The 23,143-nt window shown below is 72.4% G+C and carries 22 protein-coding genes, 1 tRNA gene, 1 pseudogene and 1 riboswitch; of the genes and pseudogenes, 9 read left to right on the top strand and 15 right to left on the bottom strand.

Features of this window, described 5'->3' with window-relative positions:
• Nucleotides 1-61: 61 nt before the first annotated feature.
• The gene (locus HTV45_RS26805) at nt 62-1,729 is read left to right on the top strand and encodes a DoxX family membrane protein (protein ID WP_215208460.1); all 1,668 of its coding nucleotides are present in this window, start codon (nt 62-64) and stop codon (nt 1,727-1,729) included.
• A 256-nt stretch (nt 1,730-1,985) separates the two neighbouring features.
• Here the strand turns inward: HTV45_RS26805 and HTV45_RS26800 are convergent, their stop codons facing one another.
• From HTV45_RS26800 to HTV45_RS34500, 4 genes and pseudogenes are all read right to left on the bottom strand, one after another.
• Nucleotides 1,986-2,717, bottom strand: coding sequence for a nucleotidyltransferase family protein (locus HTV45_RS26800; RefSeq protein ID WP_215208459.1), 732 nt, complete (start codon nt 2,715-2,717; stop codon nt 1,986-1,988).
• Between the two features lie 237 nt (nt 2,718-2,954).
• Nucleotides 2,955-3,416, bottom strand: coding sequence for a hypothetical protein (locus HTV45_RS26795; protein ID WP_215208458.1), 462 nt, complete (start codon nt 3,414-3,416; stop codon nt 2,955-2,957).
• Between the two features lie 211 nt (nt 3,417-3,627).
• Nucleotides 3,628-4,716, bottom strand: a complete 1,089-nt coding sequence (locus tag HTV45_RS26790; protein WP_215208457.1) for an ABC transporter ATP-binding protein — start codon at nt 4,714-4,716, stop codon at nt 3,628-3,630.
• A 210-nt stretch (nt 4,717-4,926) separates the two neighbouring features.
• A pseudogene (locus tag HTV45_RS34500) lies at nt 4,927-5,153 on the bottom strand (transcriptional regulator); the annotation flags it as partial.
• A gap of 78 nt (nt 5,154-5,231) precedes the next feature.
• On the opposite strand from HTV45_RS34500, the gene HTV45_RS26785 reads away from it, so the two are divergent.
• A tRNA-Thr gene (locus tag HTV45_RS26785) sits at nt 5,232-5,308 on the top strand.
• Nucleotides 5,309-5,345: 37 nt separating this feature from the next.
• Here HTV45_RS26785 and HTV45_RS26780 read toward each other — a convergent pair.
• Both HTV45_RS26780 and HTV45_RS34890 read right to left on the bottom strand, forming a co-directional pair.
• Entirely contained in the window at nt 5,346-6,242 is an 897-nt protein-coding gene (locus HTV45_RS26780) for an aminoglycoside phosphotransferase family protein (protein ID WP_215208456.1), read from the bottom strand.
• Nucleotides 6,243-6,275: 33 nt separating this feature from the next.
• Nucleotides 6,276-6,410 carry a hypothetical protein gene (locus tag HTV45_RS34890; RefSeq protein WP_285899688.1) on the bottom strand — a complete coding sequence of 45 codons (135 nt, stop codon included), beginning with the start codon at nt 6,408-6,410 and terminating at the stop codon, nt 6,276-6,278.
• Between the two features lie 55 nt (nt 6,411-6,465).
• Between HTV45_RS34890 and HTV45_RS26775 the strand changes: the two genes are divergently transcribed.
• Nucleotides 6,466-7,143, top strand: coding sequence for a pentapeptide repeat-containing protein (locus HTV45_RS26775; RefSeq protein ID WP_251692798.1), 678 nt, complete (start codon nt 6,466-6,468; stop codon nt 7,141-7,143).
• Nucleotides 7,144-7,198: 55 nt separating this feature from the next.
• Here HTV45_RS26775 and HTV45_RS26770 read toward each other — a convergent pair whose 3' ends face one another.
• Nucleotides 7,199-7,699 carry a hypothetical protein gene (locus tag HTV45_RS26770; RefSeq protein WP_215208454.1) on the bottom strand — a complete coding sequence of 167 codons (501 nt, stop codon included), beginning with the start codon at nt 7,697-7,699 and terminating at the stop codon, nt 7,199-7,201.
• 139 nt (nt 7,700-7,838) lie between these two features.
• Here HTV45_RS26770 and HTV45_RS26765 point away from each other — a divergent pair, with 139 nt between their 5' ends.
• Complete coding sequence (locus tag HTV45_RS26765; protein ID WP_215208551.1) at nt 7,839-9,206, top strand: M1 family metallopeptidase; 1,368 nt, start codon at nt 7,839-7,841, stop codon at nt 9,204-9,206.
• A gap of 148 nt (nt 9,207-9,354) precedes the next feature.
• On the opposite strand, the gene HTV45_RS26760 is transcribed toward HTV45_RS26765, so the two are convergent.
• Entirely contained in the window at nt 9,355-9,930 is a 576-nt protein-coding gene (locus HTV45_RS26760) for a TerD family protein (protein WP_103543134.1), read from the bottom strand.
• A 152-nt stretch (nt 9,931-10,082) separates the two neighbouring features.
• Between HTV45_RS26760 and arfB the strand changes: the two genes are divergently transcribed.
• Nucleotides 10,083-10,520 (top strand): alternative ribosome rescue aminoacyl-tRNA hydrolase ArfB, encoded by a 438-nt coding sequence (arfB, locus tag HTV45_RS26755; protein ID WP_215208550.1) that lies wholly within the window; start codon nt 10,083-10,085, stop codon nt 10,518-10,520.
• A 323-nt stretch (nt 10,521-10,843) separates the two neighbouring features.
• On the opposite strand, the gene HTV45_RS26750 is transcribed toward arfB, so the two are convergent.
• Entirely contained in the window at nt 10,844-11,428 is a 585-nt protein-coding gene (locus HTV45_RS26750; protein WP_215208453.1) for a flavin reductase family protein, read from the bottom strand.
• Nucleotides 11,429-11,743: 315 nt separating this feature from the next.
• On the opposite strand from HTV45_RS26750, the gene cdgB reads away from it, so the two are divergent.
• A complete protein-coding gene (gene cdgB, locus HTV45_RS26745; protein ID WP_215208452.1) occupies nt 11,744-13,432 on the top strand; it encodes a diguanylate cyclase CdgB in 1,689 nt (562 codons plus the stop codon).
• Between the two features lie 116 nt (nt 13,433-13,548).
• Entirely contained in the window at nt 13,549-14,484 is a 936-nt protein-coding gene (locus HTV45_RS26740; protein WP_215208451.1) for a carbohydrate-binding protein, read from the top strand.
• Here HTV45_RS26740 and HTV45_RS26735 read toward each other — a convergent pair whose 3' ends face one another.
• The 3 genes from HTV45_RS26735 to HTV45_RS26725 all read right to left on the bottom strand — a co-directional run bounded on the left by HTV45_RS26735 (nt 14,485) and on the right by HTV45_RS26725 (nt 17,686).
• On the bottom strand, nt 14,485-15,414 hold the full coding sequence (locus tag HTV45_RS26735) for a 1-phosphofructokinase family hexose kinase (RefSeq protein WP_215208450.1): 930 nt from the start codon (nt 15,412-15,414) through the stop codon (nt 14,485-14,487).
• 119 nt (nt 15,415-15,533) lie between these two features.
• Nucleotides 15,534-16,718 carry an N-acetylglucosamine-6-phosphate deacetylase gene (gene nagA / locus HTV45_RS26730; RefSeq protein WP_215208449.1) on the bottom strand — a complete coding sequence of 395 codons (1,185 nt, stop codon included), beginning with the start codon at nt 16,716-16,718 and terminating at the stop codon, nt 15,534-15,536.
• Nucleotides 16,718-17,686, bottom strand: a complete 969-nt coding sequence (locus HTV45_RS26725) for an ROK family protein (protein WP_215208448.1) — start codon at nt 17,684-17,686, stop codon at nt 16,718-16,720. Before HTV45_RS26725 ends, nagA begins: the two co-directional genes overlap by 1 nt.
• 118 nt (nt 17,687-17,804) lie before the next feature.
• Here HTV45_RS26725 and HTV45_RS26720 point away from each other — a divergent pair, with 118 nt between their 5' ends.
• Both HTV45_RS26720 and HTV45_RS26715 read left to right on the top strand, forming a co-directional pair.
• The gene (locus HTV45_RS26720) at nt 17,805-19,073 is read left to right on the top strand and encodes an extracellular solute-binding protein (protein WP_215208447.1); all 1,269 of its coding nucleotides are present in this window, start codon (nt 17,805-17,807) and stop codon (nt 19,071-19,073) included.
• Between the two features lie 10 nt (nt 19,074-19,083).
• The gene (locus tag HTV45_RS26715) at nt 19,084-19,359 is read left to right on the top strand and encodes a DUF3263 domain-containing protein (protein WP_251692797.1); all 276 of its coding nucleotides are present in this window, start codon (nt 19,084-19,086) and stop codon (nt 19,357-19,359) included.
• Between the two features lie 202 nt (nt 19,360-19,561).
• On the opposite strand, the gene otsB is transcribed toward HTV45_RS26715, so the two are convergent.
• The 3 genes from otsB to HTV45_RS26700 form a co-directional block, all read right to left on the bottom strand.
• Nucleotides 19,562-20,413, bottom strand: a complete 852-nt coding sequence (gene otsB / locus HTV45_RS26710; protein ID WP_215208446.1) for a trehalose-phosphatase — start codon at nt 20,411-20,413, stop codon at nt 19,562-19,564.
• Entirely contained in the window at nt 20,406-21,815 is a 1,410-nt protein-coding gene (locus HTV45_RS26705) for a trehalose-6-phosphate synthase (protein ID WP_215208445.1), read from the bottom strand. The genes otsB and HTV45_RS26705 overlap by 8 nt, the downstream gene beginning before the upstream one ends.
• An 81-nt stretch (nt 21,816-21,896) precedes the next feature.
• The gene (locus HTV45_RS26700; protein WP_215208444.1) at nt 21,897-22,841 is read right to left on the bottom strand and encodes a glucosyl-3-phosphoglycerate synthase; all 945 of its coding nucleotides are present in this window, start codon (nt 22,839-22,841) and stop codon (nt 21,897-21,899) included.
• Between the two features lie 137 nt (nt 22,842-22,978).
• Nucleotides 22,979-23,126, top strand: a riboswitch (SAM riboswitch).
• Nucleotides 23,127-23,143 lie beyond the last annotated feature (17 nt).

The following is a 23,143-nucleotide window of genomic DNA, read 5'->3' as shown; positions in this document are numbered from 1 at the left end:
ACGCGGTCCGGACACATCCGGCCGGTCAAGGCAGTGTCCTAACGCCGTGTCACTCGGTTAGATGAGTGTGGACACCAGAACACCCCGCACACCCACGGGGGACCGCTCGTCGGGAATCGACGACGCTCCCGCGCTGAGCATGGTGAAGGTGCCGAGCGATCCGGCGCAGGTCATCGTCAATCACGCCAGCTTCCGCGTGCAGCTGGGCGTCTCGGCGCGGCGCGCACCGTCGCCGCGGATCGCACGGCACCTGAGCGCAGCCGAGGACACCGCCCGCATCCCCGTCGTCACCGGCATGGGCACGGCGCTGCCGGCCGCGGCCGCCCGTCGCCGTCCCGTCGTCTGGAGCGGCCGGTCCGCCCCCGACGACACCGGGGCCCACCGACTGCTCCAGGCCGTGCGGCAGCACGGGGGCGTCCGCCACGCGGACGACCTGTTCACCGACTCCGGAGGCACCCGGGTCCTGCCTCACACAGGCACCGGGTACGACGCCGGCTACGACGAGGGCCCGGCCACACAGCCCCTGGAGACCCCCTTCGTCGGTGCCCAGCGCCGCCCACCCGGTGACGGTCCCCTGCTGCCCCCGATGCGCCCCTACGGCAGCGCCGACGACGAGCCCGGCTACGACCACGCCCACGGCACCCCGGGCCACGGCGGACCCGTCCACGACGACGAGTCGAGCACCGGCCGGCGTGGCAGGCGGCCCGGCGACGAAGCGGCCCGGCACGCCTACTACCCGGGCCGCCGGCTGAACCTCGGCGTCGTCCTGCTGCCGCTGCGCGTCTTCCTCGGAGGCATCTCGGTCTACGCCGGGATGAGCAAGCTCTGCGACCCGCTGTACTTCGAGGGCGGCACCCGCGGCTCCATGGTCAAGTGGCTGCACACCCTGCACCCCTGGGAGGTCGCCGAGCCCCTGCGCCAGTTCGCCCTCGAGCACCCCATCGGCTCCGGGCTGGCCATCGCCTTCGCCCAGGTCGTCGTCGGTGTCCTCACCGTCCTCGGCTGCTGGCAGCGGGTGGCCGCCGTCGCCGGTGCGGCACTCTCCGCGGCCCTGCTGGTCACCGTCAGCTGGAAGAGCGTCCCCGCCTACGAGACGCCCGACATCATCTACCTCGCCGCCTGGTCGCCGCTGATCATCGCGGGTGCCCCCGTCTACTCCGTCGACGGCCGCCTCGCCGGAGCCGCCTGGCGCCGGCTCGGTCCCCGGGCGGACATCTGGGACCTGCGCGCCTACGTACTGCGGCGCGGCGTCCTCATCACCTTCGTGGTGTGCGGGCTGACCATGCTCGTCGGCTCGCTGCTCGGCGGCGCCGTCCGGGACGCCGACCGGGTGGTCGTCCCCGGGCCCGGCGAGGCCCCGCGCAACGAGCTTCCGGGATCACCGCTGCCGGAGGAGTCGGGCGAGCGCCAGGAGGAGAAGCGGACCCCGTCCGCCTCCACCTCGCCCACCCAGGGCGCCACGTCGGGCTCGGCGAGCCCGACCGCCGGGACCACCGCCCCCGGCGCGACCCAGGGCGCGGGCGCCACCACCGGCGCGCCCAGCCAGACCCAGGGCAGCGCCGGCCAGGCCCCGCCCCAGCAGTCCTCCCCGGCCGGTCAGGCCCCGAGCACCACATCCGGCCCGACCTCGGGCGGCGGCGCCTCCGGAGGCAGCGGCGGCGGCGCCCCGAGCGAGGGAGACGGCGGCTCCTCGGGCGAACCGGGTCTGGTGGGCGGCCTTTTGGGATAGCGCTCCCGGCGCCACGGGGGGTGGGGGGGGGGGGGGGGGGGGGGGGGGGCTTGTGGGCACGAGATTAGATCCTGGGACGCCGGTCGGTGGCACCGTGTCGCGGATCACCTCCGTCCGGAGTACCGCAGTGCGGCGGATTGTCCCGGTTCACCACCCGTCCGGGGCGCGTGCCGGCAGGTTTTCGCGGCGGTCCGCGGGGGAGNCACGGTTCGCCGTGCGGGACCCCACCTGTCCGTGCATCCGTCGGTGACTCAGGTCAGCGGCCCTGTCCCGCCAGTTCCTTCGCGGCCTCCGTCAGATCCTTCGCGGTGTCGATCGCCCGCCAGTAGGAACCCTGGGGGATGGTGAATCCGGCGAGCCGGCGCTCACGGGCGAGGCGAGGGAACGTGGTGCGCTCGTGGTCACCACGCTCCGGCAGCAGACCGGCGAACTCGGCGGAGAAGACGTACACCCCCGCGTTGATCTCGGAGGTCGACGGCGGAGCCTCGATGAAGTCGGTGATGTGCCCGAAGCCGTCGGTGCGCACCGCGCCCCACGGGATGCGCGGGCGGGCCAGCGCGAGGGTGGCGACGGCGTCCCGCTCGGTGTGGAAGTCGGCCATGTCGCGCAGCGAGAACCGGGTCCAGATGTCGCCGTTGGTGGCGTACCAGGGCTGGTCGGGGTGCGGGAGACGGGCGGCGGCGTACTTCAGGCCGCCGCCGCGGCCGAGGGGTTCCGTCTCGACGACGGTGGTGACGGAGACGGGCAGCTCGGCGGTCTCCAGCCACTTCTGCAGCACCTCGGCGAGATGGCCGCAGGAGACGACGACGTCGGTGACGCCCTCCTCGGCGAGCCAGGTGAGCTGATGGCCGATGATCGGGGTTCCCGTGCCGGGGATCTCGACCATCGGCTTGGGCCGGTCGTCGGTGTACGGACGGAGCCGGGAGCCCTGGCCGCCGGCCAGGATGACGGCTTGTACGGGGCGGGAGACGGCACGCGGGTCGGTCATGCCCGCACTTTACGCGGCGCCTGGCCTGGGGTTGCGGGCAGTCGTGCCGATGCGCCGGCACGTGCGTTTGCTGGTGCGGGGTGCGGGGTGCGGGGTGTTCGCCTGCCCGGCGCTTGCGGGGTGCCGCCGCGCCCACCCTCACCCACGCTCGACTGCGCTCGAGCGGGGGACCCCCATCGCCCCGCGGCGCGATTGCCCGCGGTGGCGGCGGTGGCGGCGGTGGCGGGGACGGTGGGGTCAGCTGGTGGCCTTGACGACTCCCGAGGCGAAGGAGGTGTCGCAGACCGGGCGGGCGTAGGACTGGGCCTGGGTCGGGCCGTAGACGCGGACCGCGGCCCTGCCCAGGGAGCGGGCGATCGAGGCGCAGTGCTTCGCCAGGGACGGGCGGTCGTTCACCGCCTGCTGGAGGTGAGTGAGCGCCACACCCGGGTTCTCCTTCTGCAGTTCGACCAGCAGCGTGTCGCGCAGCACCTCGTGCGGTGCCCGCGCACCGGCCCGCGAGGAGGCGCCGGGGGCGGAGGCGGCGGTGTCCGCGGCGGCGAGCACCGGGCTCGAGGGGGTGCCCGACCAGTTCACCCGCGCGACCGCGAGGGTCCCGGAAAGCACCAGGACGACAGGGAGGACGAGGGCGAGGGAACGGCCGATCCGACGGGCGGTGCCGCGGCCGCGTCGCGTCTGAGGGTTAGTGGAGTGCTTCACGCGTGTGAGGGTAGCGTCCGGTAGCGGTGCGGAAACATTCCGTCACCGTTACGGGGGACAGGGAACCTTCGATTTCGCACGACGTGTTGACGCACACTGCTCGAAATGCCCGTTGTGCCAGGGTATTTGTCGACAACGTGGGAGGGCCCCGCAGCGCGCTGCGGGGCCCTCCCAGGTCAAGACGGTTCGGTACGGTTCGGTGCGGCCGCTCTCAGTCGGACAGGCGGGCGCCGGTCGACGTGGAGAACACGTGGCTCTCACCCGCGCGCGGCACGACGTGCAGCACGCTGCCCTTCTCCGGGACCTCACGGCCGCCGACGCGGACCACGATGTCCTTGGTCTCGCCGCCGACGTGCGCGGTGCCGTAGACGAACGCGTCGGAGCCCAGCTCCTCGACGACGTTGACGGTGACCGCGACGCCCTGGTCGGAGTCGGCGCCGGCCACGTCGAAGTGCTCGGGGCGGACACCGACGGTGACGGTCTTGTCGGTGGCGGAGGCCAGCGCGTCACGCTGCACCGGCACCACCGAGTTGCCGAACTTCACACCGCCGTCGGCGACCGGCACCTCGATCAGGTTCATGGCCGGAGAGCCGATGAAGCCGGCGACGAAGAGGTTCGCGGGCTTGTCGTACATGTTGCGGGGGGTGTCGACCTGCTGGAGCAGACCGTCCTTGAGGACCGCGACCCGGTCGCCCATGGTGAGGGCCTCGACCTGGTCGTGGGTGACGTAGACGGTGGTGATGCCCAGACGGCGCTGGAGCGACGCGATCTGCGTACGGGTCGACACACGGAGCTTGGCGTCCAGGTTGGACAGCGGCTCGTCCATGAGGAACACCTGCGGCTCACGCACGATGGCGCGGCCCATGGCGACACGCTGGCGCTGACCGCCGGAGAGCGCCTTGGGCTTGCGGTCCAGGTACTCGGTGAGGTCGAGGATCTTCGCGGCCTCTTCGACCTTCTTGCGGATCTCGGCCTTGTTGACGCCGGCGATCTTGAGCGCGAAGCCCATGTTGTCGGCGACCGACATGTGCGGGTAGAGCGCGTAGTTCTGGAACACCATGGCGATGTCCCGGTCCTTCGGCGGCAGGTGGGTGACGTCGCGGTCGCCGATGCGGATGGCGCCGCCGTTGACGTCCTCGAGCCCCGCGAGCATGCGGAGCGAGGTGGACTTGCCGCAGCCGGACGGGCCGACGAGGACGAGGAATTCGCCGTCCGCGATGTCGATTTCCAGGGCGTCGACGGCGGGCTTGGTGGAGCCGGGGTAGACCCGGGTCGCCTTGTCGAACGTGACAGTGGCCATGGTGAATGGTCCCCTTCTACCGGCAGGAACGTGCCGGACGATCCGAGTAGGAAGGTGATGCCACGACGGTGTTCCGTTGTGGTGTGGTCCACATGAGTGAACTGGCTCAGGACGGTACCTGGCGTTCACCTGGTCTGTCAGTAGTTCCAGGGCTGTGAATTTCGCGGAAACTTCCGATCGCGATCGTGACGGTCCGGTTTCGTGCGCGATCACCTTCACCCACCCCCGGGCGTCCGGCGGTCCCGCCTCCGCGAGCGCCCGCACTCCCGCCGCCCCGAACCGCGCGTCGGCAGCAGCCTCTGTCCGCGCGGTGAGACCCGCAGGCGCGCGGTGTTCCGCCGCATCGCCTCCTCGGGCCGCCGGGAGGACTCCGTCCGGTACGCGGCCAGGTCGAACCCGGCGGGCCGGGCGAACTCCTCGCCCGTCTCCGGCACCGCCCGGCCGGAACGGCCCCCTGAACTGCGTGGCACCGCGGAAGCGGCCCTGTGTACAGTGGACCAGCCTTCGCGCGCGCCGCCTCCTTAGCTCAGATGGCCAGAGCAACGCACTTGTAATGCGTAGGTCGTCGGTTCGAATCCGACAGGGGGCTCCATGCATCCCGGGCGGGACCTTCTCCGGCCCGGGATTCTTCATGCCGCACGACCGCGCAGCCGGCGGGCGATCTCCAGGTCCGCCTCGTCCAGGGGGCGGCCTTCCTCGGTCTCCCACAGGCAGTTCTGCAGCAGACGTCCGTAGGTCCAGGCGCGTGCCCGCGCGCGGTCGAGGCCGAGGATCTCGGTCATGGCGTCGAAGCGCCAGAGGACGTCACCGGGGTCGAAGCGGTTGGCGAGGGCGGGCCAGAGGTCGAAGCCCGGGTCGCCGGCGAGGGGTTTGGGGTCGATGGCGAGCCAGGGGGCCCGGTCGGCGGCGAGGACGTTCTCGTCGTGCAGGTCCCAGTGCAGGAGCCGGTCGCCTGGTTCGCCGGCGACCTCGCGCACGGCGGCGGCGCAGTCGGCGGTCAGGCGGCGGGCCGCCGGGTCCGGGATGCGCTCCAGGACGGCGGGGGTCCGCTCCAGCATGGCGGCGGCGATGTCGCGGAGGTGACGCATGCCCGGCGGGGCCGGGGTGGTGTGGAGGTGGGCGAGGAGACGGGCGATGACCAGGACGCCCTCGTGGACGTCGGGCCGGTGGGCGAGCATCCGGGAGGCGTCGAGGCGTTCCAGGAGCATGGTGCCGGTGGGTTCGTCGTGGTCGAGGAGGCGTACCGCTCCGTCACCGTTCCACAGGCGCAGGGCGGTCGGTTCGCCCTCGCTCTCGTGGTCGCGGAGCTGGAGTTTCAGGACGGCGGGGGTGCCGTCCGCACGGTGGACCGGGAGGACCAGGGCGCTCACGCCGTGCATGGGGGCCCCGGTGACGCTCAGGTTCCAGCGGTCGAGGAACTCGGCGGCGAGGCCGGGGAGGGCTGCGATGAAGGCCCGGCCGGCCTCCTTGTTGTACTTCTCCTGGGCGGCGGCGAGTTCGGTGGGAATGTCGATCACCTCGTGCACGGTAGTTCGCCCAGGGGCCCGTACGGGGGCCTCTTACGGCTTCAGGACGACCTTGCCGGTGGTGGCCCTGTTCTCTCCGGGGGCCCGGTGGACGCCGTCGCCCCGGTCGACGGCGGGCCGGTCGCACCCGGTGGTGCCGGGCGGGCCGACGGCGCCGGAGTGTGACATGCGCGGCGTCTCGCAGGCAGGGGTGATTGTCAGTGGTGGCGTGCAGCATGGGTGCATGGCGAGGAGAGCGGCGGACGGCCCAGGGGTGAAGGCGGCGCGGCGCCCGGAGCTGCGGCTGCCGGCGCTCGAGCGGTACGAGGGGGGCGGGCTGGAGCCGGACGGGGACTACGACGGGCTGGACTTCCGGGAGGCGGACCTCGCGGGGCAGGACGGCGGAGGAGCGCGCTTCATGGACTGCGCGCTGACGGGGTGCGCCCTGGACGGGACGCGGCTGTCCCGGGCGCGGGTGCTGGATTCGGTGCTGGCCGGTGTCCGCGGGGTGGGCACGGATCTCGCCGAGGCGACCTTGCGCGATGTCGAGCTGACCGACGCGCGGCTCGGGGGGACGCAGTTGCACGGGGCGGTGCTGGAGCGGGTGCTGATCCGCGGCGGCAAGATCGATTTCCTGAACCTGCGGGGGGCCCGGCTCACGGACGTGGTCTTCGAGGGCTGCGTGCTGGTCGAGCCGGATCTCGGCGGGGCGCGGCTGGAGCGGGTGGAGTTCGTGGACTGCGCGCTGAAGGGCGCGGACCTCTCGGGCGCCACGCTCGCGGACGTGGACCTGCGCGGGGCCGCCGCGCTGGAGATCACGCGGGGGGTGGACCGGTTGTCGGGGGCGGTGATCAGCACGGCCCAGCTGCTGGATCTGGCGCCGTCGCTGGCGGGGGAGCTGGGGATCCGGGTGGAGGGCTGAGGCGCCGGGAGGAGGAAAGGCCGCCGGTTTCCTCCGACGTGATCCGCCGGACGGCTCAGGCCAGCCGGGGGAAGCGGGCCTGGATGGTCCAGATGGCCGGGTTCTCGGCGAGGTCGTCGTGCAGGTCGGTCAGGTCGGCGATGAGGTCGTGGAGGAAGTCGCGTGCCTCGCGGCGGAGTTCGGCGTGGGAGAAGGTCAGCGGGGGCTCGCCGGCGGGCAGCCACTCCGCCTCGATGTCCACCCAGCCGAAGCGGCGCTCGAAGAGCAGGCGGTCGGTGGACTCGGTGAAGTCCAGTTCCGCGTGCTGGGGCCGGGAGGCGCGGGAGCCGGCCGGGTCCCGGTCGAGGTGCTCCACGATGTCGCACAGCGCCCACGCGAAGTCGAGTACCGGCACCCATCCCCAGGCTGTGGACAGCTCGCGGTCCGACGCGGTGTCGGCGAGATAGACGTCGCCGCAGAACAGGTCGTGGCGCAGGGCGTGGACGTCCACGCGGCGGTAGTCGGTCTGCGGGGGATCGGGGAAGCGGTTGGAGAGGGCGTAGCCGATGTCGAGCACGTGGGTGATGTTGTCATGACGCGGCGCACCGGCTCCGGCGGGATCGCGGAGGGTGCGCCCGCCGTCCTCGTAGGATCCCGAAGTGCGCTCCTCCCGTCCCCGCTCAGGTTCCCGCGCCGTCGCCGCCGTCCTGCTCGCGATGTCGTCGGCGGCGTGCGGAAGCGGTGCGGAGACCGGTTCGGACGGGTCCGGCGGAGCGGGCGCGGGCGACCCGTACTTCCCGCAGGCCGGCAACGGGGGCTATGACGCCCTGCACTACGCCCTGGACCTCTCCTACGACCCCGGCGCCCACCGTCTCACCGGCACCGCGGAGATCACCGCCCGCGCGACGCGGGACCTCACCGCGTTCAACCTCGACCTCGAGGGTCTCGACGTCCGGACCGTCACCGTCGGCGGTGTGGACGCCCGGTGGAGCCGCGACGGTCAGGAGCTGACCGTCCGGCCGCGCGAGAAGCTCGACCGGGAGGCGCGTTTCCGTGTCGTCGTCCGCTACTCCGGCGCCCCGGAGACCGTCACCGACCCGGACGGCTCCCAGGAGGGCTGGCTGCGCACCGCCGACGGGGCGCTGGCGCTGGGGCAGCCGGTGGGGTCGATGGCGTGGTTCCCGGGCAACCACCACCCGTCCGACAAAGCGACGTACAGCATCGCGGTGACCGTGCCGAAGGGGCTGCGCGCGGTGTCCAACGGGGAGCCGGACGGTGAGGAGACGAAGGGGGACCGTACGACGTACCGGTGGCGGGCCGGTGAGCCGATGGCCGGATACCTCGCCACCGTCGCGATCGGCAGGTACGAGACCGGCCGTACGGAGACCCCCGGCGGGCTGCCCGTGTACACGGCCGTCGATCCGGAACAGGCGGCGGCGAGCCGGGCGGTCCTCGCGCGGATCCCGGAGGTCGTGGCCTGGGCGGAGCGGACCTTCGGGCCGTACCCCTTCTCCTCCACGGGCGCGATCGTCGACCGGCCGGGGGACGTCGGGTACGCGCTGGAGACCCAGAACCGTCCCGTCTTCGCCGGCCCTCCCGACATCGGCCTGCTGGTCCACGAGATCGCCCACCAGTGGTACGGCAACTCCGTCACCCCGCGGACCTGGCGGGACATGTGGCTCAACGAGGGCTTCGCGACCTACGCGCAGTGGCTGTGGGAGGAGGACCACGGCGGCGGCAGCGCGCAGCGGACCTTCGACGCGCTGTACGCCGGTGGGTACTTCCCGGATGCGGAGAGCAACGAGGCGGTCTGGGCCTTCCCGCCGGCCGATCCGCCGGACGCGGCGCGCATCTCCGCCACCCCGGTGTACTGGCGCGGTGCGATGGTCCTGCACAAGGTCCGGCAGACGGTCGGTGACGACGCCTTCACCGCGCTCCTGCGGGGCTGGGCGGAGGAGCACCGTCATGGCAACGCGGACACGGCGGAGTTCACGGCGTACGTGGAGAGGTCGGCGCCACAGGAGGACTTCGGCGGGATCTGGGAGCAGTGGCTGTACGGGGAGGGGCGGCCTGCGCGGCCGTGAGGGCCGTGAGGGCCGTGAGGCATGCCTGCGACCCGTGCGGCCCGGTGGCGCCTCGGGCGGGCCGGGGCATACGGACTGCCCCCGCCGCGCGCCGGAGCCCCGGCCGGAAGGAATCCGGCCGGGGCTCCGCCGACGGAAGCGGTGTCCGTCAGACGCTGACGCCGAAGTCCTGGGCGATGCCCACGAGACCCGAGGCGTAGCCCTGGCCGACGGCGCGGAACTTCCACTCCGCGCCGTTGCGGTAGAGCTCGCCGAAGACCATGGCGGTCTCCGTGGCCGCGTCCTCCGACAGGTCGTAGCGGGCGATCTCGGCGCCGCCGGCCTGGTTGAGGATGCGGATGTACGCGTTGCGCACCTGGCCGAAGTTCTGCGAGCGGTTCTCGGCGTCGTAGATCGACACCGGGAAGACGATCTTGTCGACGTCGGCCGGGAGACCGGCCAGGTTGACGTTGATCGCCTCGTCGTCGCCCTCGCCCTCGCCCGTGCGGTTGTCACCGGTGTGGACGATCGTGCTGTCCGGGGTCTGCTTGTTGTTGAAGAACACGAAGTGGCCGTCCGAGTAGACCCTGCCCTGCGTGTTGACCGCGATCGCCGAGGCGTCGAGGTCGAAGTCCGTGCCGGTGGTGGTGCGGACGTCCCAGCCGAGGCCCACGGTGACGGCGGTCAGGCCCGGAGCCTCCTTGGTGAGCGAGACGTTGCCACCCTTGGACAGGCTTACAGCCATTGTTGGGAGTCCCTTCCCTCGTTTACGTACGGCTTAGAAGCTACAGCTACCACCTTGAACGCGGAGAGGGGTACGCGAGGTTCCAGCTGGCTTTACTTTCTTTACCCGGGATCGGGATATTCGGGTGACGTGGCCCTGTCGGACGCGGGAACCTGTACGGCATGTCCGGTCCGTATGTCATCCGTGGCTCCGTCTCCCTGCCCGAGGCCGAGCTCATGTGGCGTTTCTCGCGGTCGTCGGGGCCGGGTGGGCAGCATGTGAACACCAGCGACTCCCAGGTCGAGCTGCGCTTCGACCTCGCCGGTACCGGGGCGCTGCCCGAGGTGTGGAAGCAGCGGGCGCTGGAGCGGCTCGAGGGGCGGCTGACGGGTGGGGTGATCACTGTGCGCGCTTCGGAGCACCGCTCGCAGTGGCGGAACCGTGAGACCGCCGCCGTGCGGCTGGCCGCGCTGCTCGCGGAGGCGACCGCGCCGCCGCCGAAGCCGCGCCGGGCGACGCGTATTCCGCGCGGGATCAACGAACGGCGGCTGCGGGAGAAGAAGCAGCGGTCCGAGACGAAGCGGGGGCGCTCCGCGCGGGACTGGGGGTGAACCCCGGCTCCCTCCGGGCGGGGCTCCGGCCCCGGCGCTCCTGTGGGGGTGGGTGGTCCTGGGGCGGAGGGGGCACCGCATGACTGTCGCTGCGGGTGCGTCGTGGCTGGTCGCGCGGTTCCCCGCGCCCCTGGGGGTGTGTGCCGGTGCCGGGTTCGGCCGGGGCCGCCGACGGGGTGTCCGCGGGCCTTGCTGTTGTGGCAAGGGTCCAGGGCCCGGGGGAGTGGGCTTCACGCCCGGGGTGATTCGGTGTCCGGGTGCGTTGCGGACGCCGATCCCGTCGAGTGGAGGGTATGCCGGCCACGTGGGCGGGGCTTCGGCGTTCAGCCCAGCTGCCGGTAGCGGCCCCGGAAATACGTCAGCGGGCCGCCCTCCGCGCTCGGGACCCGGGCGGTCAGGACGCGGCCGATCACCAGGGTGTGGTCCCCGGCCGGCACCCGCTGCTCGGTGCGGCACTCCAGGGTCGCCAGCGCGCCGCCCACCAGGGGTGCCCCGCTGTGCTCGCCGCGCTGGTAGGGAATGTCCGCGAACAACAGGCGGTCGCTGACGCGGCCCTTCATCGCGAAGCGGCCCGCGATGTGCCGCTGGCTCTCGGAGAGCACGGACACCGCCCACATCGGCTGTTCGTCCAGCAGGTCGTCCATGCGGGAGCCGTTGCGCAGGCTGACCAGCACCATAGGCGGGTCCAGGGAGACCGACAGGAACGCGGTCGCGGTCATGCCGACGTCCTCGCCGACCGGTGCGCCGGGGTCGTCCGGGTCCAGCGACGCCTCCCGCGCGGTCACCAGGACCACGCCGGCGGCCAGACGGGACAGGGCGGCACGGAACTCGTCGTTGCTCACCCCCTCAGCATGCCGGGCGGGGGTCGGAACGGTGATCGCGGCCGGGGCGGCGGGAGTGTTCAGCACACAGGAACGCTAATCTCCGCCTCACCGGCACCGCATCGGACCGCAGCCCGAACCGGGACCTAGGACCAACGCCCGATCCGGGTACAGCCCTTGCGTAACCACCGCAAAAAAACACGGTCGGAAATGTGCGGGGAAACCATGGGAAGGTCACGCAATTGTTCACGTTTAGCTGTGACTTGAGTCACAAGGGGCGGGAATTGTTGACCCTGTGTACCGAGTGAGCAGCGCGCTGTGATTCAGTGGCGGGGAAGCTGGTACGACGATACGCCGAAGAGAACCCTTGATTCGCTCCGAGGTCTCGGGGGGAGGGCGAGGATGGAGACCGAGTCGGAACCCTACGTTCGTCTTGCGTCGCTGCGGCAACTCCACCAGGCCATGGCCGACATGAACACGGCACGCAGTCTGGCGGACACGCTGCAGACGGTCGCGGACGGCGTCGTGGAAGCCCTCGGCTACGAGCTCGCGGCCGTCAACCTCGTACGCCCCGACGGTGATCTCGTGGTCGCCGCCCTGGCCGGGAACACCGCCGCCGAGGCCCTGATCACCGGCCGGGCCGGATCGCGCGAGTCCTGGGACCGCCGCCTCGCCATGGGCGAACGCTGGGGCGACCTGGTCTTCATACCGCACACCGAGGGCTGGGTCCTCGACGACGACGACGTCCCGCAGTGGTACACCGACGGGCCCGCGCCCCGCTTCGACGACGAGTGGCACCCCTCCGACCGGCTGTTCGCCCCGATGTACGCGCCCGGCCCGCAGGGCGGCGGCACCTCCGGCGAGCTGGTCGGCGTGCTCTCCGTGGACCGCCCGCGCAACGGCCGGCGGCCCGGCGCCTGGGGCCGCGAGGCCCTGCAGATGTACGCCTTCCAGGCAGCCATAGCGATCAGCAACGCGCGTCTGCGCGCCAACATGCAGCGCGCCCTGGTCCGTCTCGAACGCGATCAGCAGGCACTGCGGGCCAGCGAGGAGAGCTTCCGGCAGGCCTTCGAGTACGCGCCCTCCGGCATGGCCATCGCCGAGATGGGCGGCGACCAGCACGGGCGCATCCTGCGCACCAACGACGCCCTGTGCCGGCTGCTCGGCCGGCCCGCCTCCGCGATGCGCCGCTACTCCTTCTCCGACCTCGTCCACCCCGAGGACATAGGCACCCTGCTGCGCACCTCCGCCGAGGGCGGCCGCGCCGAGCTGCGCCTGGGCCGCCGGGACGGCACCTTCGTCTGGGTCTCGCTGCGCAACTCGGTCGTCGCCGACGCCGCCGACGGGCCCCGCTTCCTCCTCACCCACGTCGAGGACATCGAGGAGCGCAAACGCCGCGAGCTCCAGCTCGCCCACCGCGCCTCCCACGACTCGCTGACCGGACTGCCGAACTCCGCCGAGCTGCGCGCGCGGCTGTCCTCGCGGCTGTGCCGGCAGCCGCCGCAGGGCGGGCTCCCCTCCGACGTCGACTCCATGGAGCCCTTCGAGTCGTTCGACTCCCATGACGCCGCCCACGGCCCGCCCGTCTTCGACCGGGGGCACGACTTCGACTTCCCGCCCGGCGCCGAGGGCTACGACAACTTCGACCGCCATGTGCACATGATCGCGCCCGCCGCGGAGTTCGACGACGGCACCAAGGGGCTCGCGGTGCTCTTCTGCGACCTCGACGGCTTCAAGTCGATCAACGACCGGTTCGGTCACAACGCGGGTGACGCGGTGCTCATCGAGGTCGCCCGACGGCTCGGCAACGGCGTACGGGACGGCGACACCGTGGCCCGGCTCGGCGGCGACGAGTTCGTGATCCTCGCCGACGGGCTCGGCCGGGCCGACGCCCAGGACCTCGCCGTACGGCTGCGCAACGAGATCATCCAGCCCATCCGGGCCGAGGGCCGGGCGGTACGGGTCGGCGCCAGCTTCGGCATCGGCTGGGCGCATTGCGGGATGACAGCGGACGAAGTCCTCAAATCCGCCGACGAGCGGATGTACATCGAGAAACGATCGCGTCCCAAACAGCACAGACGAGCGGGATGATCCGCAGGTCAGTGCGTCGATGCGGTCCGGGTCACCCGATCGGGTCAGGGGGACCGGGTAGGCTCGCCTTCTCCGCACACGTACCACACCCGATCCGCAGCTAGGAGCACCAAGGGATGACGCCCGGCAACAACGGCGCGAGCACGCCCGAGGACGACGACCCGTTCGGCTACCTCTACGCCGACGGGCAGGCCAACGGGGCCCAGCCGCCGTCCGGTGGCGGCTACGGCTACCCGAACTCGGTCAACCGGGTGCGGCCGGTCGGAACCCGGCAGTACGGCCAGCAGGGCCCCGCTCCCCAGGCACCGCCGCAGCAGGGCGCCTACGGCCAGCCGAGCGCCAACTACGCCGCCCCGGAGACCCTGCCCGGCGGCGCCACCACGACCTCGTCGCACCAGTCGTCGCACGGCGGCGGTGGCCGGGGCCGCGGTCCCAACACCAAGGGCCTCCTCATCGGCGCGATCGCGGTCGTCGCCGCGGTCGTCATCGGCATCGGCATCGCGATGATCGGCGGCGACGACGACGAGAAGGGCGGCGACCAGGCGGGCGCGAGCCCGTCCCAGACCCAGGACCAGGGCGAGCCCACGCCGTCGCCGAGCGGCGACGGCGCGGACGAGGAGAACGCCGAGCTCCCGACCATCGACGCGAAGGCGCTCCGCCTGGACGGGGGAGCGGTCACGGCCTCCGAGTTCGAGGGCGCGAAGGCCGACGGCGGCGTCTACGTGACGGGTTTCAACAAGGTGGGCGCGAAGGCCACCTGGACCGTCAACGGCATCAAGGAAGGCACCTACCGCTTCTACGTGGGCTACGGGACCCCGGGCGAGGACGCCGACGCGACCGTGGTGGTCAACGGCAAGGCCGCGACCCGTCCGCTGAACATGGAGAACTTCGGCGGCACGCCCAAGGGCGACTGGGAAAAGGGCTGGAAGAACACCTGGGCCACCGTGAACCTGACCGACGGCACGAACACCATCGAGCTCGTCTGCAACGAGGGCAACAAGTGCAACGCCGTCCTCGACCAGTTCTGGCTCACGGGGGAATCGGGGGCCTAGCTAGGCCGCGTCCGCGTCCCGGGTCACCGTGACGCCGGTCAGCAGCTCCTCGTAGGCCGTCCGGTCGAACTCGCCGGCCGTCGGGGCGAGGACCGTCGCCGCGGAGAGGGCCACCGCGCGGGAGAGGCGGTCGGGCCAGGGACGTCGTTCCACCAGGGCGGAGAGGATGCCGGCGACCGCCGAGTCGCCGGCGCCGGTCGGGTTGCCGTGGAGGCCGGCGGGCGGAACGGCGCGCCAGCGGGCGTCGGGGGTGACGGCGAGGAGACCCTCGGGCCCCAGGGAGGCGACCACCGTGCCGGCGCCTCGGCGGCGGGCGTCCTGGGTGGCGCGGAGCGGCTCGTGGGAGCCGGTGAGTTCGGCCAGTTCGCCGGCGTTGGGCTTGACGATGTCGGGCCGGCCGGCGACACCCCGGCGCAGGGCCGCGCCGCTGGTGTCGAGGAGCGCCGGCACCCCGGCCGCGCGGGCGGTACGGATCAGCGCCGCGTACGCGCCGACCGGAACTCCCGGGGGCAGACTGCCGCACAGGGCCACCGCCGAGGCGGAGGTCAGCAGGTCCTGGTAGACCTCCTGGAACGCGGACCACTCGGCGTGGCCGACGGCGGGGCCGGGCTCGTTGAGCTGGGTGGTGTCGCCGGAGCGTTCGTCGACGACGGCGACGGTGCGCCGGGTGGTGCCGGCGACCGGGACCAGCGCGTCCGTCAGGTGCGGGACCTCGGTGAGGCGGTCGCGCAGGATGCGTCCCGTCGTACCGCCCGAGAAGCCGGTGACCGTCACCTCGTGGCCGAGGGCGGCGAGCACCCGGGCCACGTTGACCCCCTTGCCGCCGGGGCGTTCCGTCACCTCGGAGACCCGGTGGGAGGAGCCCGCCCGCAAGGACGGTATGCGGTAGGTGATGTCGAGAGCGGTGTTCAGCGTGACCGTCAGGATCACCGGACCGGCCTCCCCCCTTGTGCCCGCGCCTTCATCTGTCCTGGCGGCACGATCATGCCAAACGGACGGCGGTCGGCCCACCCCTCGGACAGGCCACCGTCCGTCGGCCGGGGGACGGATCAGGCCAGTCGGGGATCGACCACCCATTCCCCCCGGCGCATCACACCCACCAGATCGAACCCGCTGTCCAGAACCACCAGGTCGGCGTCCTTTCCGGGTTCCAGGGAGCCGATCCGGTCGTCCAGGCCGAGCAGCCGCGCGGGGTTGGCGGAGAGCGCCGCGACGACGTCCCCGACGGGCAGCCCGTCCACCGTCACCGCCCGCTTGAAGGCGCGGTCCAGGGTGAGCGTGGAACCGGCGATCGAGCCGCCCTCCACCAGCCGGGCCACCCCGTCCGCGACCTCGACCTCCATCGGGCCCAGCATGTAGCGGCCGTCGCCGAACCCGGCCGCGTCCATCGCGTCGGTGATGAAGGCGACCCGGTCGCGCCCGGCATGGTGGAAGGCGAGCCGGAGCGCGGCCGGATGCAGATGCGTGCCGTCGTTGATCAGCTCGACGGTGACCCGTTCGTCCTCGAGGAGCGCGGTGACCGGGCCCGGGGCGCGGTGGCCGAGCGGCGGCATGGCGTTGAAGAGGTGGGTGGCGACGGTCGCGCCGGCGTCGATGGCCCGCAGCGTCTGCTCGTACGTGGCGTCCGTGTGCCCGACGGCCGCGATCACCCCGTGCTCGGCGAGCAGCCGTACGGAGTCCAGGCCGCCCGGCAGCTCGGTGGCCAGCGTCATCATCCTCGCCTGCCCGTGCGCCGCGTCGACCAGCTTGCGCACCTCGGCCGGGTCGGGGTCGCGCAGCAGCCGCTCGTTGTGCGCGCCTTTGCGGCAGGGCGAGATGAACGGCCCCTCGAAGTGGATGCCGGCGATGTCGCCCTGCTGGGCCAGCTCCGCCAGCATCCCGGCGTGCCGGGCGAGAAAGTCCAGTTCGCCGGTGACGGCGGAGGCGACCACCGTGGTGGTGCCGTGCGCGCGGTGGGTGTGCACGCCCTTGAGGACGTCCTCGGCGGTGCCGCCGGCGAACGACGCACCGCCGCCGCCGTGGTTGTGGATATCGACGAAGCCGGGCACCAGCCAGTGCCCGGAGAGGTCGACCGACTCGGCGTCGGCGGGCGCCTCCGCCGGACCTCCGGCGGTCCCCGGCCCGGGGGGACCCCCACCCGCGATCCGCGTGCCCTCGACGATCACGCGGCCGTCGTCCACGGTCCCGGCGGGCAGGACCACCCGGGCACCGGCGAGAACCTTGGTGGGGGCCATCAGGTGGTTACCTCCGAGGGGTGTGAGGAGTACGAGAGGTGGGTGCTGTCGTCGTCGATCAGGTCCCGGGCGAGCAGTCCCGCGCCCAGGCATCCGGCGGTGTCCCCGAGAGCCGCGGGGACCAGGGACGGTTCCTTCTGGAAGGTGATCCGCCGCCGGACGGCCTCACGGAGTGGTGTGAACAAGGTTTCCCCCGCCTCGGCGAGCCCGCCACCGATGATCAGCACCCGGGGGTCCAGCAGGGTCAGGGCGGTGACCACCCCGTCGGCGAGCGCGTCCACCGCCTCCTGCCACACCTGACGGGCCCGTACGTCACCGGACTCGACGGCCTTCGCGCAGTCCGCCGCGTCCGCGCCCGGGTCGCCGCAGGCCGCGGCCCACGCCTCGCTCACCGCGGACGCGGACGCGGACCGCTCCAGACAACCGCGCTGCCCGCACGGACAGGGGGCGCCTCCGGGCCGTACGACGATGTGGCCGATCTCGCCGGCGAAGCCGTGCGCTCCGGCCTCCACCCGGCCGTCGATGCCGATGGCACCCGCGATACCGGTGCCCAGCGCCACGAACAGGAAGCGGTCGGCGCCGTGTCCGGCTCCGATACGGCCCTCCGCGAGACCACCGGTGCGTACGTCGTGGCCCAGGGCAACGGGGATGCCGCCGAGTCGCTCGGTGAGCAGGGCGCGCAGCGGGATGTCGCGCCAGCCGAGGTTGGCGGCGTAGACGGCGACGCCCTCCGCCTCGTCGATGATGCCGGGGACGGCGACGCCGGCCGCGGCCGCGGGTGTGCCGTACCGGCTGATGCCGTGGGCGTGCAGTTCCGCCGCGAAGTCGAGGATGTCCGCGACCACCGCGTCCGGGCCGCGTTCGCGGCCGGTGGGCCGGCGGGCCTGATGCAGCAGCCCGCCGTCCGCCCCGACCAGGGCGGCCTTCATCCCAGTGCCGCCCACATCGAGGGCGATGACGTGTTTCACGTGGAACAGTGTGACCCCCGGACCCGCAAGAGGTCTAGTCCACTCACGTGGTGTAGACCTTAATCCGACTATCGAATACTTTCGGGATGGCGCGAGGCGCCGGACAGGGGCAAGGCACGTGCAGCGGCGGGTCAGGACAAGGGCGATCGCGGTGGTGTCCGCACTGGGACTGACGGGAGCCCTCGGCGGATGCGGCGCCGACGGCGGATCGTCCGACGTCACCCTGCGCCTCGTCGCCGCCGACTACGGCACGGGTGCGGCTGACAGCTCCGAGAAGTACTGGTCCGAACTGGCCGGGGAGTACGAGTCCGACCACCCCGGTGTGAAGATCGACGTCAGCGTGTACTCCTGGAACGACGTCGACCGTGAGGTCAAGGAGATGGTCGACGCCGGCGACCCGCCGGACATCGCGCAGATCGGCGCGTACGCCGACTACGCGGCCGAGGGAAAGCTCTACCGGGCCGGTGACCTGCTCTCCATCCCCGTCCAGGCCGACTTCCTCTCGCAGCTGTCCGTCGCGGGCGAGGTCAACAGCGTGCAGTACGGGATGCCGTTCGCCGCGTCCACGCGCGTGCTGTTCTACAACAAGGAGCTGTTCGGCGAGGCCGGCCTCACCCCGCCGACGACCTGGGACGAACTCGCCGAGACCGCCGAGGCGCTCGAGGCGCGGGGCGTGACCTACCCGTACGCGCTGCCGCTCGGGCCGGAGGAGGCGCAGGCCGAGACCATGCAGTGGCTGCTCAGCGGCGACGGCGGCTACACCGAACTCGGCAACACCTACGCCATCGACTCCACGGAGAACGTCGAGACCTTCAGCTGGCTCCGCGACGAACTGGTCGGCAAGGGTCTCACCGGGCCCGTCGCGCCCGGCAGGCTCGACCGGGCCAAGGCGTTCGAGGCGTTCGCGGCCGGGGACGTCGGCATGCTCAACGGCCATCCCTCGCTGATGGAGACGGCCGGGAAGAAGGGCGTGAAGTACGGCATGGTGCCGACGCCGGGCGTCGACGGCGAGAGCTCCTCCACCCTCGGGGTGGCCGACTGGATGATGGCCTTCAAGGAGCCCGGCCACCGCGACCAGGTCGGCGACTTCCTCGACTTCGTCTACAGCGAGAAGAACGTGCTCGACTTCTCCCGTGAGTACAACCTGCTGCCGGTCACCGGATCCGCGTCCCGCGCGATGGCCGCCTCCGAGCAGGACCGGGACCTGGCGCCGTTCCTCGACCAGCTGCCGGCGTCGGAGCTCTACCCGGTCGGCAACACGTCCTGGGCGGCGGTCAACGCCGAGATCAAGAAGCAGATCGGCAAGGCGGTGGCGCGCGGTGGCAGCCCCGCGGGAGTGCTGGGCGGGCTGCAGGCCGCGGCGACGCGCGCGGAGAACGCGGGGTAGCCTGCGGCCCATGGAGCAGGGGGACGAGTACACCGAGGCTGAGGACGAGCCTGGGGCCGGGGGTGGGCTGGGCCGGCGTGAGCGGGACATCCTCGCGCTGGAGCGGCGGGGGTTCGCCGCACCCGGTGTGAAGGAGCGGGCGATCCGTGAGGAGCTGGGGCTGGCTCCGGTGCGCTACTACCAGCTTCTCAACGCCCTGCTGGACGATCCGCGGGCGCTGGTCCATGACCCGGTGACGGTCAACCGTCTGCGGCGGGTGCGGGAGGCGCGGCGCGCGGAGCGGTGAGGGGTGAGAGTGGTGCGGGGTGGTGGGCGCCCGCTTCGGTCGGGCGGGAGGGGGGTTCGCCCCCGCCGCCCCTTCCCTTCCCGTCCCTGAGGGCTGTGCCCCCAGACCCCCCTTCGGCCCTGCGGGCCTCGTCCTCAAACGCCGGACGGGCTGTGGGGGTGGGTCTTGTCTTCATGGGCCGGGTGGGTTGTGGGGGGTGTGGTTACGGCATTGCTGCTGCCAGGGATCGCAGGAGCCGTACGATGCCGGACGGGCCGTCCGTCACCACGTCGGCGCGTTCGCGCAGTTCTGTGACCTCGTGGCTGCCGCTGCAGACGAGGAGGCCGGGGGTGCCGGTGGAGCGGAGTTCGTCGACGGCCGTGTAGGCGGCGAGGTCGCCGAGGTCGTCGCCGGCGTAGAGGACCGAACCGGCGCCGATCTCTCGGGCGTACTCCGTCAGGGCGACGCCCTTGTCCATGCCGGGCGGGCGCAGTTCCAGCACCATGCGGCCGGGCTCGACGACGAGGCCGTGCCGGGTGGCGAGGCCGGTGAGGGGTCCGCGCAGGGCCTCGAACGCGGCCTCGGGATCGGCGGCCCTGCGGGTGTGGACGGCCACCGCACGGCCGCCCTTCTCCTCGATCCATGTGCCCTGCCCCGTGCCGGCCCGGCCGAGGAGGCCCGGCAGTTCCTCGCGGGCGGCGGCGACCCCGGGGTGCGGGGCGGGCGCGGTGACCGTACCCGTCGCGGCGTCCCAGCGCTCGGCGCCGTAGTGGCCGAGGACGACGAGGTGTTCCAGACCGGGGACACCCGCGAAGCCGCCGTTGCGGACCGCGACATCCGCCGGCCGGCCGGTGACGACCGCGACCGCGGCCACCTTCGGGGCCAGCTCGGCGAGCGCGGGCACCGCGTCGGGGTGGGCACGGGCCCGCTCGGGGTCCGCCACGATCGGCGCGAGCGTCCCGTCGAAGTCGAGCCCGATCAGTGCCTTCTCCGGACGGGTGAGCAGCGCCTCGAGACCGTCCCGTCCGGCTTGCGTGGCGGGCGCCGGCGCGGCGCCCGGGTCCGGCCTATCCACGCTCGCCCCCGGGCAGGGCACGCAGTGCGTCGAGTTGCTCCAGGAACCAGCGGGCCGGGGGGAGTGCGGTGGCCGAGTCCGCCAGGCGCTTGGTGCGCTCGGTCCGCTCGCCCGCACTCATGGTCAGGGCCTCGTGCAGGGCGCCGGCCGTCTCGACGACGTCGTACGGGTTGACCGTGATCGCGTCCTCGCCCAGCTCCTCGTGGGCGCCCGCCTCCCGCGACAGCACCAGCGCGCAGCCCGCGTCGGAGACGACCGGAACCTCCTTGGCGACCAGGTTCATACCGTCGCGGATGGGGTTGACCAGCGCCACGTCGGCCAGCCGGTACGCGGCGAGGGAGCGCGCGAAGTCGTCCTTGACGTGGAGGACGACGGGCCGCCAGCCGGGAGTGCCGTACCGCTCGTTGATCTCCTCCGCGAGCCGCTGCACCTCGGCGGTGTAGTCGCGGTAGACGGCGAGATCCTGCCGGGAGGGGTAGGCGAAGGCGACGTGCACGACGCGTTCGCGCCATTCGGGGCGGTCGTCCAGGAGCTGCCGGTAGGCCAGCAGGCCCCGCACGATGTTCTTCGACAGCTCGGTGCGGTCCACCCGGACGATCGTCCGGCGCCCCTCCCCGATCTCCTCCCGCAGCGCGGCGATCCGCTCCTCCACGTCCGCCTCGTGGGCGCGGGCGCGCAGGAAGTCGGCGTCGGCGCCCAGACCGTGCACCCCCACCCGCGTGTCCCCGAGGCCGTCCGCGAACCGCTCGGCGCACGCGGTGAAGGCGTCCGCCCAGCGCCGGGTGAGGAAGCCCAGCCGGTCGGCTCCGAGCATCCCGCGCAGCACCTGCCGCGCGATGTCGCCGGGCAGCATCGCGAAGTACTCCGGCGGCGCCCAGGGGGTGTGCGAGAAGTGGGCGATGCGCAGGTCGGGGCGGAGCTCGCGGAGCATCCCGGGGACGAGGGTCAGGTGGTAGTCCTGCACCAGCACCGCCGCGCCCCGCGCCGCCTCCGCGGCCAGCGCCTCGGCGAACGCGCGGTTGTAGCGCTCGTACGACGCCCACTGCCGGCGGAACTCCGCGTCGAAGACCGGCTCCAGCGGGGTCTGGTACAGCATGTGGTGCACGAACCACAGCACCGAGTTGGCGATCCCGTTGTACGCGTCGGCGTGGACGTCCGCCGGGATGTCCAGCATCCGCACGCCGTCCTCGCCGGCCCCGCGCCGTACCGCCTCGCGGTCGCCGTCGGACAGCGCCGAGCAGACCCACAGCGCGTCCGCCTCCGGCCCGATCGCCGACAGCCCGGACACCAGCCCGCCACCGCCCCGTTTGGTCCGCAGCGAACCGTCGTCCAGAACCTCGTACGAGACCGGCCCCCGATTGGAGGCGACCAGCACCTGAGCAGCACCGAAGCTTGAAGCCATACGCGTCAACCTAGCCCGGCCCCCGCAACCTCAAACGTGCCCCCGTGTCACCTCGGTGGCGATCCGGTCACGCGTCCTGGATCAGGCCACCTTGCGGGACTGGTATTCCGCGATGTTCGTCATCGGTGGCCGTTCCTCCGTGTCGACGGGGTACGTCCGGGGTTCGAAGGAGCCGCCCACCCGCTCGAACTGGGTCAGGAGCGGCCGGAGCATGTGGCCGCGGGCCAGCCGGAGCTGGGCGGTGCGGTAGATCGTGGCGGCCATCCGGCCGAGGGCCTGGCCGTCCTGGTGCCGGTGTTTGCGCACCCCGACGTCGACCTGCGCCATGGCGTCCAGACCCACCAGATGCAGGGTGTCGACCAGCATGCCGAGCTCGACGCCGTACCCGACCGGGAACCAGAGCCGTTCGAGCAGGTTCCGGCGGGCCGCGTACTCGCCGCCCAGTGGCTGGACGAACCCGGCCAGCCTGGGCCAGTGCATGTTCAGCAGCGGGCGCGCCATCAGCTCCGTGACCCGGCCGCCCTGACCGGCCGCCGAGCCGAGGGGGCGGTCGTACATGGCCTTGACCAGGTGCACGTCCGGCTCGGTGAGCAGCGGGCCGACGACGCCGGTGACGAAGTCGGAGGAGAACTCCCTGAGGTCGGCGTCGACGAAGCACACGATGTCGCCCCGGGTGACCAGCAGCGACCGCCACAGCACCTCGCCCTTGCCGGGCACCGCGGGTATGCGGGGCAGGATCGCGTCCCGGTGCACCACCGTCGCGCCCGCCGCCGCCGCGGCCTCGGACGTGCGGTCGGTGGATCCCGAGTCGATCACCACCACCTCGTCGACCAGCGGGGCCCGCAGCACCAGATCACGGCGGATGACCGACACGATCCCGCCGACCGTCGCCTCCTCGTTCAGCGCGGGCAGCACCACGCTCACCGTCTGCCCCGTGGCCCGCTTCACCGCCAGAAGCCGGTGGAGCGGGCGGTCGGCCACGGACCATGAGCGGTCGCTCAGCCAGCGCTCGACTTCTTCCAGCACGGTTCCCGGCTCCTCACTGGCCTGTGATCCATCTCGCGGTTCGGACGGGCTGTCTCGACCCTCCAGGCCTCGGTTACAGTCTTGAGCAACGCCGGTGACCCTCGCATATCGGGGTCACCGCGCCGACAACTGAACACCGCTCATCCAGAGGGGCAGAGGGATACGGCCCGATGAAGCCCCGGCAACCCTCCAGTCGGTTCCTGTCACGCGGACGTGGCGAGGCTCCCGGCTAGGGAAGGTGCCAAATCCGTCTCACGGCGAAGTGCGCCGTGGGGAAGATGAGGAGAAAGGGCCTCGCCTCA

Origin of the sequence: Streptomyces sp. CHD11 (genome assembly GCF_018638295.1) — a bacterium.
In the GTDB taxonomy this organism is placed as follows: Bacteria; Actinomycetota; Actinomycetes; order Streptomycetales; family Streptomycetaceae; genus Streptomyces.
Note: the sequence above shows the minus strand (reverse complement) of the source record. Positions and strands in the feature narration are given on the sequence as shown.

What these genes read in the sequence shown, in the direction of transcription:
- HTV45_RS26805 (WP_215208460.1), top strand. Translation starts at nt 62, where the DNA reads ATGAGTGTGGACACCAGAACACCCCGCACACCCACGGGGGACCGCTCG.
- HTV45_RS26800 (WP_215208459.1), bottom strand. Translation starts at nt 2,717, where the DNA reads ATGACCGACCCGCGTGCCGTCTCCCGCCCCGTACAAGCCGTCATCCTG.
- HTV45_RS26790 (WP_215208457.1), bottom strand. Translation starts at nt 4,716, where the DNA reads ATGGCCACTGTCACGTTCGACAAGGCGACCCGGGTCTACCCCGGCTCC.
- HTV45_RS34890 (WP_285899688.1), bottom strand. Translation starts at nt 6,410, where the DNA reads ATGTCACACTCCGGCGCCGTCGGCCCGCCCGGCACCACCGGGTGCGAC.
- HTV45_RS26775 (WP_251692798.1), top strand. Translation starts at nt 6,466, where the DNA reads ATGGCGAGGAGAGCGGCGGACGGCCCAGGGGTGAAGGCGGCGCGGCGC.
- HTV45_RS26765 (WP_215208551.1), top strand. Translation starts at nt 7,839, where the DNA reads ATGTCGTCGGCGGCGTGCGGAAGCGGTGCGGAGACCGGTTCGGACGGG.
- HTV45_RS26760 (WP_103543134.1), bottom strand. Translation starts at nt 9,930, where the DNA reads ATGGCTGTAAGCCTGTCCAAGGGTGGCAACGTCTCGCTCACCAAGGAG.
- cdgB (WP_215208452.1), top strand. Translation starts at nt 11,744, where the DNA reads ATGGAGACCGAGTCGGAACCCTACGTTCGTCTTGCGTCGCTGCGGCAA.
- HTV45_RS26740 (WP_215208451.1), top strand. Translation starts at nt 13,549, where the DNA reads ATGACGCCCGGCAACAACGGCGCGAGCACGCCCGAGGACGACGACCCG.
- nagA (WP_215208449.1), bottom strand. Translation starts at nt 16,718, where the DNA reads ATGGCCCCCACCAAGGTTCTCGCCGGTGCCCGGGTGGTCCTGCCCGCC.
- HTV45_RS26715 (WP_251692797.1), top strand. Translation starts at nt 19,084, where the DNA reads ATGGAGCAGGGGGACGAGTACACCGAGGCTGAGGACGAGCCTGGGGCC.
- HTV45_RS26705 (WP_215208445.1), bottom strand. Translation starts at nt 21,815, where the DNA reads ATGGCTTCAAGCTTCGGTGCTGCTCAGGTGCTGGTCGCCTCCAATCGG.